Here is a 12,069-nt window from a genome sequence, read left to right on the forward strand (position 1 = left end):
AGCGGGTCTTCACCCTGCCGGACCATGGTGCGCCTCGTACCGGGCCGGCAGAAAGCGATGCGCCTCACACCTCACCGACTGATGCGCGCGTGCCGCTTCGGCGCGATCCTCGCGGCCGCCTCGGCGGCGGTCGCGCTGACCGGACCCTTCCGCTACCGCGACCTCGGCCTGCCGTTCCCGGACACGGTGGCGCATGCGCTGCTGTTTTACGGCCTGACGCTGGGCGCCACGGCGGCGCTGCCCCGCTCGCGCGCCGCCGAGATCGCCGTCGCCATGGTGGGCCTGGGCGCCGCGAGCGAGGTGGCCCAGGCGCTGGTGGGCCGCGAGATGTCGTTCCACGACCTGGCGGGCGACACCGCGGGCGTGGTGCTCGCCTATGCGCCGGTGGCCGTGGGGCGACTGCGGGAGCTGACCCGCACCCATCCGCACATGACCTTCGCCGAGCTGCGCCGCATCGACCGGCGGAACCTGCGGCCCGCGCAAAGGCCCGTCCTGGTGCTCGAAACCATCGGGTGAGGCCGCCCGGCGCCGTGGCGCGCCGAAGCCGTGGCATGGCGCGCCTGCCCGTGAGAGGCTGCGGGCCAGGCGACGCGGGAGGATGGGCGATGGGGTTGAGGCAGGCGGCGGTCGCGGCGGCGGCGATCGGATTGTTCGACGCGGGCGCCGCGTTCGCGGAAGAGCGCTGGTGGCCGTCGAAGTACGGCGCAGACGACCTGCGCGGCGCGGTCAACAACCTGACGCCCGAGGGCGTGAAGCGTGCGGCGGCGCTGGTGAAGACGGGCAAGGTCTATGCGCTGGGCATCCCCACCGGCCCCGACAGCCCGGTCTACGGCCAGCGCACATACACCGCCGAAATCGTGCAGAGCCCGCCCGCGGGCCAGCCGCCGGCCGGCGACAACAAGGTGACCGCCCACGACGAGAAGGTGACCACCAGCATGGGCATCGGCACCCAGATGGACGGCTTCGGCCATCTCGGCATCGACCACCGCTACTACAACGGCCTGAAGGGGGAGGACCTGCGCGGGCCCAGGGGCTTCACCAAGCTCGACCTCGCCGACGTGCCGCCGATCGTGACGCGCGGCGTGCTGATCGACATGGCCAGGCACTTCGGAAAGCCGATGCTGGAGGCCGGCCAGGCCTTCAACCGGCCCGAGATCGAGGCGGCGATGAAGGCCCAGGGCGTGAAGATCGCGAAGGGCGACGTGGTGCTGTTCCACACCGGCTGGATGAAGATGCTCAGCGTCGACAAGGCCCGATACCAGACACAGGAGCCGGGGCTGGGCGTCGAGGGCGCCGCGTGGCTGGCCGACCAGGGCGTGGTGGCCATCGGCGCCGACACCATCGCGCTGGAGCACATTCCCTTCGCCGACGCGAACCGCCCCTTCGAGGTTCACCAGACGCTGCTCGCCAGGAAGGGCGTGCATATCCTGGAGAACATCGCCACCGGCGCGATGGCGGCGGACGGGGTGAGGGAGTTCCTGTTCGTCCTGGGCCAGCCGCGCTTCCAGGGCACCGTGCAGGTGGTGATCAACCCGGTCGCGATCCACTGACGCCGTAGAAGCGGGCGAAGCTCCCGATCGGAGCTTCGACGGCCAGCATCCGGTAGGGAAAGGCCTTCCACGGCGCCACGGGATCGAGCGTGGGCAGGTTGGCGACCACGGCGTCGCGGACATCGGGACGCACCGCCTCGCGGCTGTCGATGACCTGGCCCCAGACGGCCGTGCCGCGGATGCTGATGGCGCGGTCGTAGGGGCGGCGCGAGGCGGCGTAGTCCGGCGGAAACAGCCTGCGGTAGGCCTCCAGGTTGTAGAGCCAGGAGCCGCCGCGGACGGTGTGCGCCTGGGGGCTCGTCCGCAGGACGTTGGCGGTCAGCGCGCGGAGTTCGGCCTGCCGGAGGGCGCGTTTCGCGCCGGCGAGGGGGCCGCCGGCGTCGTCGGTGTCGAGGTTGTAGAAGTGGATACGCACCACGCCCTCGTCGTTCGCCGGCTCGTGGGCGAAGCAGCCGAAGCCGGTCTGGCCGGGATGCGGCAGCACCTCTTCCGCCGCGGCGAGCCAGGCCTCGCGGGTCAGGGCCACGCGGGCGGCGAGGTCGGGCGCGGCCTCCAGCGCCTGCGCGTAGGGCGCCCAGCCCGCGGCGGGCGGACCGTCGCGCCAGACGCCGAGGCCCAGGCGGCGGTGAAGGTTGGTGTGGGCGAGCGCCATCTCGCCGAGCGGCGCGCCGGTGAGTTCGGCCATGCGGTGGGCCAGCCGCAACTGCACCTCGACGTAGGGAACGGTGCGGTCGGCGCGGGCGATGCGCTCGGGCGAGGTCATGTCGGGCTCATAGCGCGAGTCCCGTGCAATCGGCGCGCAGGTGTGGTTCGCTCGCCGCGCGAAATCGGGCCGCAACAATCCGCGTCAGGGTTGGGCGACGAGAGAGAAGAGCTAGGGAGGCTCCCATGTGCGACGACGAAATCCACGTTGGCCAGGTCAAGGATCCCACCGTGTCGCGGCGCGGCTTCGGCCTGCTGACGGTGGCGGCCGCGGGCGCGGCGACGGGGGCCTACGCCGCCGACGTCGTGGAGCGGGACGTCGAGGTCAAGACGCCGGACGGCGTGTCGGACTCGGCGCTCATCTATCCGTCGGGCAAGGGGACCTGGCCGGCCGTCGTGCTCTGGCCCGACATCTTCGGGCTGCGTCCCGTGATGCGCGAGATGGGCCGCCGGCTCGCCGCCCAGGGTTACGTCGTGCTGGTGCCCAACCCCTTCTATCGCAGCAAGAAGGCGCCGGTCGTGCCGGCCGAGTTCGACTTCTCCAAGCCGGAGAATCGCGCGGTGCTGATGGGCTTCCGCGGCGCGATGACCAACGACGGCATCGACCGCGACGCGATCGCCTATGTCGCCTTCCTCGACGCCCAGCCGCAGACCAACAGGAAGAAGAAGGTCGGCGTGCAGGGCTACTGCATGGGCGGCCCGCTGTCGTTCCGCACCGCCGCGGCGGTCCCGAACCGCATCGGCGCGGTGGGCAGTTTCCACGGCGGCGGCCTGACCACGAAGAACCCCGACAGCCCGCACCTGCTGGTCGCCAGGACCAAGGCCGCCTACCTGGTCTGCGTGGCCCAGAACGACGACAAGGCCCAGCCGGACTCCAAGGACATCCTCAAGGCCACCTTCGCCGAGACGAAGCGCCCGGCGACGGTCGAGGTCTATCCGGCCAACCACGGCTGGTGCGTGAAGGGCAGCGCGGTATACGACGAAGCCTCGGCCGAGAAGGCGTGGGCCGAACTGACCAAGCTCTACAAGGCCAATCTCGTTTAAGGCCGCGCCGCCGCCTGCGGGATGATCGTTCGAGATTGAAGTAATTCCCCCCCGCCTCGACGGACGTCGGGCAGGGCAGGTCCGCGTCGCCGCGGGCTTGCTCCCCCGTCGGAACCGTAGCAATACGCCGCCCGTGAAGGCGGTCCCCCTGACGGGGGCCAAGAGGGAACCGGGGTGCGAATCCCCGGCTGTGCCCGCAACTGTGAGCGGCGAGGGCCGCGTCCTTTCCTCCGGCAAGTCCGGAGCGCCACTGGGAGACCGCCGCGGCGGCCGTCCCGGGAAGGCGGGGACGAGGTCCGGCGACCCGCAAGCCAGGAGACCTGCCGTCTTCTTCCGTCGCTCGTCCGCGGCCCGGGACCAGGCCAACGACCGGCAGAGCCAGGCTCTGACGCCGCGACTCCGAAGATGGAGTCTGACCTATGCGATACCCCCTCCTGGCCACCGCGGCGCTCGCCGCGCTGGCCGCCATGCCGGCCCGCGCCGAAACCCCCGTCGACGAACTCGTGGTCACCGCCGCGCGCCTGCCAACCGATCCGAAGGTGATCACCGGCGCCCATGTGATCGACCGCGCCGAGATCGAGGCGCGCAACGTGAGCTTCGCGGCCGACCTGCTCTCGACGATCCCCGGCGTCAGCATCGCGCGCGCCGGCGCGTTCGGCGGCGTGGCGGCGATCCGGATCCGCGGCGCCGGCCCCGACAAGACCCTGGTGCTGATCGACGGCGTGCCGGTGGGCGACGCCGGGGCGCCGAACGGCGACTACGATCCGGCCTCGCTGCAGACCGGCGACCTGGAGCGCGTCGAGGTGTTGTCGGGCCCCCAGGGGTCGCTCTGGGGCTCGGAAGCCATCGGCGGCGTCGTGAGCTTCACCACCCGTGAGCTGGACGGGCTGGAGTTGGCCGCCGAGGGCGGCTCGTTCACCACCGCGCGCGGGTTCGCGGGCGCGGGGACCAGGGCCGACCGCTACGCGCTCTCGGCCAGCGTCACCGCCTTCCGCACCGACGGCGTCTCCAAGGCCGACACCGGGACCGAGAAGGACGGCTTCAGGACCTGGACCGGCAACGTCGCCGGCCGCTTCAACGTCTCGGAGCAGGTGAAGCTGGACGCGCGGCTGCGCTACAGCCGCTCCGCCATCGACATCGACGGCTTCCCGCCGCCCGCCTTCGCGCTGGGCGACACGCCCGACCGCGCCCGGAGCCGCAACTGGCAGGGCTTCGCGCGCGCGACGGTCGAGGCCCTGGGCCTGACGCACGAGCTGAGCTTCGGCGCCTACGATCTGCGTCGGAAGAACATCTCCTCGTTCCCGTCGGTGGTGGACGCCGACCGGCAGGTGATCCGCTGGACGGCCGCCAAGGACGACCTCTTCGTCGTCGGCGCCGAGCGGCAGGCGAGCGACGCGAACCTCTCGACCGGCCTGTCGCGCAACCTCTCCAACACCGCCGTCTTCGCGGTGGGCCAGGCGAAGTGGGCGGGCCTCACGCTCACCGGCAGCGTGCGCCACGACGACCCGGAGGCCTACGAGGCCAGGACCACCGCTCGTCTCGCCGCCGCGGTCGACCTCGGCCGCGGGTTCAACGCGGTGGCTTCCGCCGGGACGGGCTTCAAGACCCCCACGGTCAGCCAGGTCGTGTGCGACTTCTGCTTCGCCCCCGCCGTTCCGCTGCGGCCCGAGAAGGCGGAAGGCTACGACCTGCGGTTCGGCTGGGCGAACGACCGGATCTCGACGTCGGTGACGGCCTATCGCCTGCTGGTCCGCGACCAGATCGCCTATGTCGCCAGCCGCTACATCAACATCGCCAAGACCAGCTCGAACGGGCTCGAGGCCGAGTTCGACGCGAAGGTGAGCGAGAGCCTGCGGGTGAAGCTGGCCTACGCCTGGACCGACGCCATCGACCGCTCGACCGACCGAAGCCTGCTGCGCGTGCCCGACCACTCGGGCTCGGCGGCGCTGTTCTGGGACGACGAAGGGCCGTGGTCGGCGTCGCTGACGGTGCGCGGCGAGACCAGCCAGACCGACACCGCCCGCGACGGGTTCAGCCGCGCCCGGCGCCCGGGCTTCGTCACCGCCGACGTGGCCGGCGCCTATGACGTGACCAGGCAACTGAGCGTGACGGCGCGGGTCGAGAACGTCACCGACAGGCGGTTCTCGGAGGTTCTGGGCTACCGCGAGCCCGGCATCGCCGCCTATGTGGGCGTCAGGTTCCGAAACTGACGGCGGCGGCGGGTTCCGATACCCGCAGGCGGTGCGCCGCCAGCGCCTCGTAGTGCGGCCGGGCGGCGTCGGCGATGCGCGCCAGGTCGTCCGGCAGCGGCGGGTAGGCGCGGCGCTCGGGCGTCTCGAAGCCGGTGGAGCGCTCGACGGCGTCGTACCAGGCCGGGGCCCAGACGCCGTCGCTCTCCCGGCGGCCGGCGGGCCAGCTCAGCATCGGCTCGCGGAACGGAATGTCGAGGGCGTCGCACAGCGCGCAGATCATCGCGCCGGGATGCGCGAGCACGTCGGCGCCGCGCACCACGGGCGGCGGGCGGCCCAGATCGTCGCAGACGCGGTCGAACAGCTCATGCTGCTGGACCACGCCGATGTCGTCGAGCGTCGCCGCGCCGCGCTTCTGGACGTAGGAGGCCAGCACCTCGGCCGGGTCGCGGATCAGGAAGGCGTTGCGGCGGCTTTCGGTCCACGCCGTCCCGAAGCCGGGCAGCATGTGGTGGCTCATGTGCTTCTCGTAGACCAGCGGCGCGGCGATGGCGTCGAGGTCGGCCACGACGCGGCGCCAGTCCTGCGGCTGGGCGGCCAGCACCTCGTCGCGCATCGGGTGGTCGAGGCCGGTGGCGGCGAGGTAGGCGGCGTAGAAGGGCTCGTCCGCCACCACGCAGTCCGGGCGGTTCTCGAAGCTGCGCATCATCGCCGTGGAGATGTTCCGGGGACCCGACCACATGGCGATGCGGATGGTCACTTGCCGGCATCCTCGTCCTTGAGCGCCTCGTAGTGCGCGCGGAGCTGCACGGTCATGGGCCCCGGCAGGGCCTCGGCCAGCGCGTGGCCGTCGATGCTGCTGACCGGCGTCAGGCCGCCGAAGGTGCCGGTGACGAAGGCCTCGTCCGCCTCGGCCACGTCGGCCAGCTCGAAGTCGCCCAGCGTGATCGGGACGCCGTGCCGGCGGCAGAGGTCGATGACGTTGGCGCGGGTCACGCCGTTGAAGCAGTAGTCGCCGGTGGACGTCATCACCCGGCCATCCTTCACCCAGAAGAAGTTCGTCGCATTGCAGGATGAGACGTAGCCGTTCGGATCGAGCATCAGGGCCTCGTCGCCGCCCTTCCCGATCGCGTCGAGCAGGGCGCGGATCAGCGCCAGCCGGCTGTGGGAGTTCAGCCGCATGTCGAACATCTCGCGCGGCGTGCAGACGATCGCAGAGGTGGCCAGCGCCAGGCCCCGGGTCAGGATCGCGGGCGAGGGCTCCTTGTACTCGGCGGTGATGACGATGGTGGGCTTGCCCAGCCAGTTGCGCGGGTCCTGGTTCACCGCCTGCTTCTCGCCGCGGGTCACCATCAGGCGGAGGTGCGCGCCGTGCGTCATGCCGTTGGCGTCCAGCGTGCGCCGGATCTCGGCGGTGAGTTCGGCCGGCGTGAGCCCGAGGGGCAGCGCGATGTCGCTGAGCCCCTGGAACAGCCGCTCCAGGTGCGCTTCCAGGAACAGCAGGCGGCCGTGGTGCAGGCGCAGGCCTTCCCAGACGCCGTCGCCCAGCACGAAGCCGGCGTCGAACACCGACACCCTGGCCTCGGCCCGCGGGACGAGGTCGCCGTTCACATAGATGCGCAGGTCCGCGTTCCGCGGATCGGCGGCGAAATCCTGACTCCCGGCCATGCCCCAGCCTATACACGCAGGTAAGCGCGGCAGGAGCGTAAGCATGAACGGCGTCGGCGGGTCGAGTGCGGATCGCGAATTGGCGCAGATGAAGCCGTGGCCGAACGCCGCGCCGCCCATCTCGCAGGCCGAGCGCGCGGCGCGGCTGGCCCGGGCGCAGGCGCTGATGACCACCGACGCGATGATCGTCGGGGCGGGCGCCTCGCTGCGCTACTTCGCCGGCGTGGGCTGGAACGCCACCGAGCGACTGGTGGCGATGATCCTGCCGAAGTCGGGCGCCCCGGTTATGATCTGCCCGCGGTTCGAGGAAGGCTCGCTCCTCGCTTCGCTCGGCATCGACGCGCCGCTGCGGCTCTGGGAGGAGCACGAGAGCCCGTATGCGCTGTCGGCGCAGGTGCTGGCGGAGCTGGGCGCCACGTCGCTGGCGGTCGACCCGGCGCTGGCGTTCGCGATGTTCGATGCGCTCAGGCTGGCCGCGCCCGGCGTGGCGATGGCGAATGCGGCGCCGGTGGTCGACGGCTGCCGGATGATCAAGTCGCCGGCGGAACTGGCGCTGATGTCCCAGGCCAAGGCGATGACGCTGGAGGTCCAGCGGCGCTCGGCGCTGATCCTGCGCGAGGGGATCACGACGAGCGAGGTCCGCCGCTTCATCGACCAGGCGCACCGCGCGCTGGGCGCCGACGACGGCAGCTCGTTCTGCGCGGTGCAGTTCGGCGAGGCCTCGGCCTATCCGCACGGCCTGCCCGGGGAACAGGCGCTGAAGGACGGCGATCTGGTGCTGATCGACACCGGCTGCCGGGTGCAGGGCTACAACTCCGACATCACCCGCACCTACGTCTTCGGGCGGCCGACGCAGGAGATGGTCCGGGTCTGGGCGGTGGAGAAGAAGGCCCAGGCCGCCGCCTTCGCCGCCGTGAGGCCGGGCGTGCCCTGCGAGGAGATCGACGCGGTCGCGCGCCGCGTGCTGGCGTCCGAGGGATTCAGCGCCGGCTACGACCTGCCCGGCCTGCCGCACCGCACCGGCCACGGCATCGGGCTGTCGATCCACGAGGCGCCCTACCTGGTGCGCGGCGACAGGACCCCGCTCCAGCCCGGCATGTGCTTCTCGAACGAGCCGATGATCGTCATCCCGGGCGCCTTCGGCGTGCGCCTGGAGGACCACTTCCACGTCACGGAAGACGGCGCGGCCTGGTTCACCGAACCGCAGAACAGCCTGGAGAAGCCGTTCGGCTAGCCCCCCGCGCAAGCGGCGCCGGTCGTCAGGCCGCGGCCCAGCTCAGGGCGTCGGGGTCGTCGATGGCCATCTCGTCCCAGTCGAGGTCCGGCGGCGGGCTCATGGCGGCGGCGGCGATGGCGCTCATCTCGGCCGCCGAGGTCACCCCCACCAGGACGGCCGAGGCCTCCGGGCGGCTGAGCGCGAAGCCCAGGGCCGCCTGCAGCGGGTCGGACTTGCCCTCCGCGATCAGGCGGCGCGCGCGGCTGATGCGTCCGGCGGCGGCCTTCAGATGGCTCGGCGCACGGTCGGGCGGCAGGAACAGGACGCCGTTCAGGAAGATCGAGCGCAGATGCACCTCGACGCCCAGCCCGGCGATGGCAGCGAGCGAGCCGTCGATCAGCAGGCGCTGGTCGAGCAGCGAGGCCGGCGCCTGCACCACGTCGGGCTTGAAGCGCCGTGCGATGCCCACCGGATCGTCCGAGGCATAGACCGGCACGCCGATGCGCTGGCAGACGCCGGCGTCCTTCAGTTCCCGCAGCTTGTTCCAGAGCACAGGGCCCTGCGGCGACAGGAGGTCGGTGGCGGATGGCGCGATGACGGTGTCGACCCGCTCGACGCCCAGGCGCGTCATCTGCGCGCGCAACTCGGCTTCCAGGGCGTCCGGACCGCGGTCGGGGCGGATGCTGGTGAGCGTGATGCGGAACGGGTTCGGCTGCGGGAGCGCGCTGCGCAGCAGCGTGTCGGCGGTCGCGGAGCCACGGGCCACCTCCAGGACGCTCATGCCCGAGCGGCCGGCGGTGGAGAGGATGTCGCGCGCCTCGGCCTCGCGGGGGCGCCCACGCGCGCCGGGCGGCTGGTCCAGCCCGAACTGGGCGGTTCCGAGGCCGAGCTTGCTCAGGGACATTGTCATGACGGGCGGGGGAACTCGGCTGAAAGGCTTGGTGAAATCCGTGTCCGAGACCATTTTGTCGCGGGAAAGCTAAGAAGGCGTATCCAGGCTTGATTGACGTGCCCGGCCCCGGAAATCCGCTGCCCGACTGGCCGATGTTCGGCATGGACGAGGACGTCCGTCCGGCCATGCGGCGGGCCATCGGAGCCGAAAACGCCTTTGTTCTCGCGACCTTGGTCGCCGTCGAGGGTGGAGGTCCGCGGCCCGAAGGCACCCAGATGGTGTTCGCGCGGGGGGTGCTGGCCGGGTATTTCTCGGGCGGCTGCGTCGAGGGCGACGTGGCCGGACACGCCTGGGCGTGCCTCGACGACGGCGAATCGCGCAGGCTCGTCTACGGCGAGGGCAGTCCCTGGCCCGACATCCGCCTGCTCTGCGGGGCGCGGATCGAGATCTTCGTGGAGCGGGTGGCCGCCTCCGACCCCGCACTCGCCGCGCTGCTGGCCGCGGAGGCCGGGCGGCGCCCGGTGACCTACCTCAGCGACGGAATCACCCGGACCTGCGCCGCGGCGCCGTCGCCCTGGCCCGGGGCGGTGGTGGCGAAGGCCTACGAGCCCACGCCGCGGCTGGTCGTGGTGGGCGGCGACCCCACGGCGCTGGCGATCGCCGAACTGGGCGCGAAGTCGGGCTTCGAAACCACGCTGGTGCGGCCGAAGGGGCCGTCCGCGCCGCCGCCGATCGCCGGCGTGACCTACCGCCGCGACGAGCCGGCCTCGGCGCTGGCGGCGGTGGGCCTGGATCCCTGGACCTATGTGGCGGTGGCGACCCACGACCTGGAGACCGACCGCGAGGCGCTGAAGGCGGCGCTGCCGTCACGGGCGGGCTATGTGGGCCTGCTGGGCGCGCGGCGAAGGCTGGCGGGCCGGGTCGCCGAGCTGGAGGACTTCGGCCTCCCGGACGCGGCCCTGGCGCGGCTGCACGCGCCGATCGGGCTCGACCTGGGCGGCAAGGCGCCGTTCGAGGTGGCGGTCTCGGTGATCGGCGAGATCACCGCGCTGCGCTACGCGCGGGTGAGCGGCAACACCTCGACGATGTCGCCCGCGGCGGCCGCCGGCGTCCCGGCGGCGCGCTTCATGAGGCCGTCCGAGGCGGCGAAGACGCTGACCAGCGAAGAGTCCTGATCGCGGTAGGCCTGGGCGGTGACGAAACCGCCGCCGTAGCTCAGCCTGGCCCGCATCCAGTGCTCGCGGGGACCGTTGGCGGGCAGGGCCGCCTCGAGCCGCGCGCCGATCATCCGCAGACCGACGTCGGCCCCCTGATAGGCCGCGATCAGCGGGCGCAGGAACAGCTCCGCGCAGACCAGCGCCGAGGCCGGGTTGCCGGGCAGCCCCAGCAGGCGCCGACCGTCGCCCAGCACGCCGAAGAAGGTGGGTTTGCCGGGACGCACGTTGACGCTGGCGACCTTGAGGTCGAGGCCCAGCGCCTCGGCGGCGGCGCGGACCAGGTCGTGGTCGCCGACCGAGGCGCCGCCGACGGTCACGACCAGGTCGCCCTGGGCGTCGCGCAGCGCCTGGATCGTGGTCTCCAGGTCGTCTCGAACCGGCTTGGCGCGGCTGACGTCGGCGCCCCAGCCCGCCACCAGGGCGGCCAGCGCCCGCGAGCCGCTGTCGTAGATCTGGAAGGGCCCGGGCGTGGCCGGCGCCTCGACGATCTCCTCGCCGGTGGAGAACAGGGCCACGCGCGGCCGGCGCGCCACCGAGAGCTCGGCGCGGCCGGCGGCGGCGGCCAGCGACAGCCGCCACGGGTCGATCCGCACGCCCCTCTCCAGCAGCGCCGCGCCCGCCTTGAAGTCGCCGCCGGCAGGGCGGACGTGATGGCCGGCCGCCACCGCCGGAACCGCCACGGTGTCCCCGTCGCGCGTCGCGTTCTCCTGGATCACGACGGCGTCGCAGCCGTCGGGGATCGCCGCGCCGGTGAAGATGCGCACCGCCTCGCCGAGCGCGACGGCGCCGTCGTAGGCGTGGCCCGCCGCGCTCTCGCCCACGATCCGCAGGTTTCCGGGCGCGTCACCGGAACGGACAGCCCAGCCGTCCATGGCCGAGGCGTGAAAGGGCGGCTGGTCGCGGGCGGCGACGATGTCCTCGGCGAGGACGCGGCCGATGGAGTCGGCGAGCGCCACCGTCTCGGCGGGCAGGGCGGAGACGCAGGCCAGCATCCGGGCGCGGGCGTCGTCGACGGCAAGCAGCTTCATGCCCCCATCAACCCCAAGCCCGGAACCGGTTCAACACCTTGAGCGCGGCGCGTCGCCCGCTAGGTTGCCGCGATGAACGTGGTGAAGGTCACCCAGGCGCTGCTCGACCTCCTCGAGGCCAAGCGCGTCTACGATACGGTCGGCGCGGGCCGCCGCTGGCGCGTGGGCCAGAAGATGACCCTGCCCGGCAACTGCCAGATCGAGCCCTATGTCACCATCGTCGCCGGCCAGGCGCTGCCGCGGGTGATGGGCGCGTTCAGCTACAGCCACTCGGCGCTTCGGCCCTACGTCGCGATCGGCCGCTACGGCTCCGTCGGCAGCAACGTGGCCTGGCTGGCCGGCCGCCACCCGCATGAATGGGCCTCGACCTCGCCGGTGGTCTACGCGCACGAGCACCTGCAGGGCATCAACGCCTACTTCCGCGACGTCGGCGTGGCGTCCAACGTGCGGCCCGACCCCGATCCCTCGGGCCTGGTCCGGATCGGCCACGACGTCTGGATCGGCGACGACGCGATGATCGCCAAAGGCGTGAGCGTCGGCGACGGCGCGGTGATCGGGGCGCG

The 12,069-nt window shown here is 72.4% G+C and carries 10 protein-coding genes, 2 pseudogenes and 1 riboswitch; of the genes and pseudogenes, 7 read left to right on the forward strand and 5 right to left on the reverse strand.

What is annotated here, in order from left to right:
• Positions 1-57 precede the first annotated feature (57 nt).
• Positions 58-516 (forward strand): hypothetical protein, encoded by a 459-nt coding sequence (locus tag JNL41_RS21385; RefSeq protein WP_293478248.1) that lies wholly within the window; start codon positions 58-60, stop codon positions 514-516.
• 89 nt (positions 517-605) lie between these two features.
• The gene (locus JNL41_RS21390; protein ID WP_293478250.1) at positions 606-1,550 is read left to right on the forward strand and encodes a cyclase family protein; all 945 of its coding nucleotides are present in this window, start codon (positions 606-608) and stop codon (positions 1,548-1,550) included.
• Here the strand turns inward: JNL41_RS21390 and JNL41_RS21395 are convergent.
• On the reverse strand, positions 1,528-2,313 hold the full coding sequence (locus JNL41_RS21395) for a hypothetical protein (protein ID WP_293478252.1): 786 nt from the start codon (positions 2,311-2,313) through the stop codon (positions 1,528-1,530). The genes JNL41_RS21390 and JNL41_RS21395 overlap by 23 nt on opposite strands.
• 125 nt (positions 2,314-2,438) lie before the next feature.
• Between JNL41_RS21395 and JNL41_RS21400 the strand changes: the two genes are divergently transcribed.
• Positions 2,439-3,296, forward strand: coding sequence for a dienelactone hydrolase family protein (locus JNL41_RS21400; RefSeq protein WP_293478254.1), 858 nt, complete (start codon positions 2,439-2,441; stop codon positions 3,294-3,296).
• A 123-nt stretch (positions 3,297-3,419) separates the two neighbouring features.
• Positions 3,420-3,639, forward strand: a riboswitch (cobalamin riboswitch).
• Between the two features lie 76 nt (positions 3,640-3,715).
• Positions 3,716-5,506: a TonB-dependent receptor gene (locus tag JNL41_RS21405; RefSeq protein ID WP_293478256.1), complete on the forward strand. Its 1,791-nt coding sequence runs from the start codon at positions 3,716-3,718 to the stop codon at positions 5,504-5,506.
• Here JNL41_RS21405 and JNL41_RS21410 read toward each other — a convergent pair.
• Together JNL41_RS21410 and JNL41_RS21415 are read right to left on the reverse strand one after the other, a co-directional pair.
• Positions 5,490-6,245: a hypothetical protein gene (locus JNL41_RS21410; RefSeq protein WP_293478258.1), complete on the reverse strand. Its 756-nt coding sequence runs from the start codon at positions 6,243-6,245 to the stop codon at positions 5,490-5,492. The two genes, JNL41_RS21405 and JNL41_RS21410, sit on opposite strands and share 17 nt — an antisense overlap.
• Positions 6,242-7,153 (reverse strand): aminotransferase class IV, encoded by a 912-nt coding sequence (locus JNL41_RS21415; RefSeq protein ID WP_293478260.1) that lies wholly within the window; start codon positions 7,151-7,153, stop codon positions 6,242-6,244. The genes JNL41_RS21410 and JNL41_RS21415 overlap by 4 nt, the downstream gene beginning before the upstream one ends.
• A gap of 43 nt (positions 7,154-7,196) precedes the next feature.
• On the opposite strand from JNL41_RS21415, the gene JNL41_RS21420 reads away from it, so the two are divergent.
• On the forward strand, positions 7,197-8,387 hold the full coding sequence (locus JNL41_RS21420; protein ID WP_293478262.1) for a Xaa-Pro peptidase family protein: 1,191 nt from the start codon (positions 7,197-7,199) through the stop codon (positions 8,385-8,387).
• A gap of 25 nt (positions 8,388-8,412) precedes the next feature.
• On the opposite strand, the gene JNL41_RS21425 is transcribed toward JNL41_RS21420, so the two are convergent.
• A complete protein-coding gene (locus JNL41_RS21425; RefSeq protein WP_293478264.1) occupies positions 8,413-9,279 on the reverse strand; it encodes an aldo/keto reductase in 867 nt (288 codons plus the stop codon).
• A 167-nt stretch (positions 9,280-9,446) separates the two neighbouring features.
• On the opposite strand from JNL41_RS21425, the pseudogene JNL41_RS21430 reads away from it, so the two are divergent.
• Positions 9,447-10,292 (forward strand): annotated as a pseudogene (locus tag JNL41_RS21430) (XdhC family protein); the annotation flags it as partial.
• Positions 10,293-10,315: 23 nt separating this feature from the next.
• Here the strand turns inward: JNL41_RS21430 and glp are convergent.
• Positions 10,316-11,506 carry a gephyrin-like molybdotransferase Glp gene (glp, locus tag JNL41_RS21435; protein WP_293478266.1) on the reverse strand — a complete coding sequence of 397 codons (1,191 nt, stop codon included), beginning with the start codon at positions 11,504-11,506 and terminating at the stop codon, positions 10,316-10,318.
• Between the two features lie 72 nt (positions 11,507-11,578).
• Here glp and JNL41_RS21440 point away from each other — a divergent pair.
• A pseudogene (locus JNL41_RS21440) lies at positions 11,579-12,069 on the forward strand (hypothetical protein); the annotation flags it as partial.

Source organism: Phenylobacterium sp., assembly GCF_016793285.1.
GTDB lineage: Bacteria > Pseudomonadota > Alphaproteobacteria > Caulobacterales > Caulobacteraceae > Phenylobacterium.

Coding starts and splice junctions, on each gene's coding strand:
- glp (WP_293478266.1), bottom strand. CDS start 11,506: ATGAAGCTGCTTGCCGTCGACGACGCCCGCGCCCGGATGCTGGCCTGC.
- JNL41_RS21385 (WP_293478248.1), top strand. CDS start 58: ATGCGCCTCACACCTCACCGACTGATGCGCGCGTGCCGCTTCGGCGCG.
- JNL41_RS21405 (WP_293478256.1), top strand. CDS start 3,716: ATGCGATACCCCCTCCTGGCCACCGCGGCGCTCGCCGCGCTGGCCGCC.
- JNL41_RS21395 (WP_293478252.1), bottom strand. CDS start 2,313: ATGACCTCGCCCGAGCGCATCGCCCGCGCCGACCGCACCGTTCCCTAC.
- JNL41_RS21415 (WP_293478260.1), bottom strand. CDS start 7,153: ATGGCCGGGAGTCAGGATTTCGCCGCCGATCCGCGGAACGCGGACCTG.
- JNL41_RS21390 (WP_293478250.1), top strand. CDS start 606: ATGGGGTTGAGGCAGGCGGCGGTCGCGGCGGCGGCGATCGGATTGTTC.
- JNL41_RS21420 (WP_293478262.1), top strand. CDS start 7,197: ATGAACGGCGTCGGCGGGTCGAGTGCGGATCGCGAATTGGCGCAGATG.
- JNL41_RS21425 (WP_293478264.1), bottom strand. CDS start 9,279: ATGACAATGTCCCTGAGCAAGCTCGGCCTCGGAACCGCCCAGTTCGGG.
- JNL41_RS21400 (WP_293478254.1), top strand. CDS start 2,439: ATGTGCGACGACGAAATCCACGTTGGCCAGGTCAAGGATCCCACCGTG.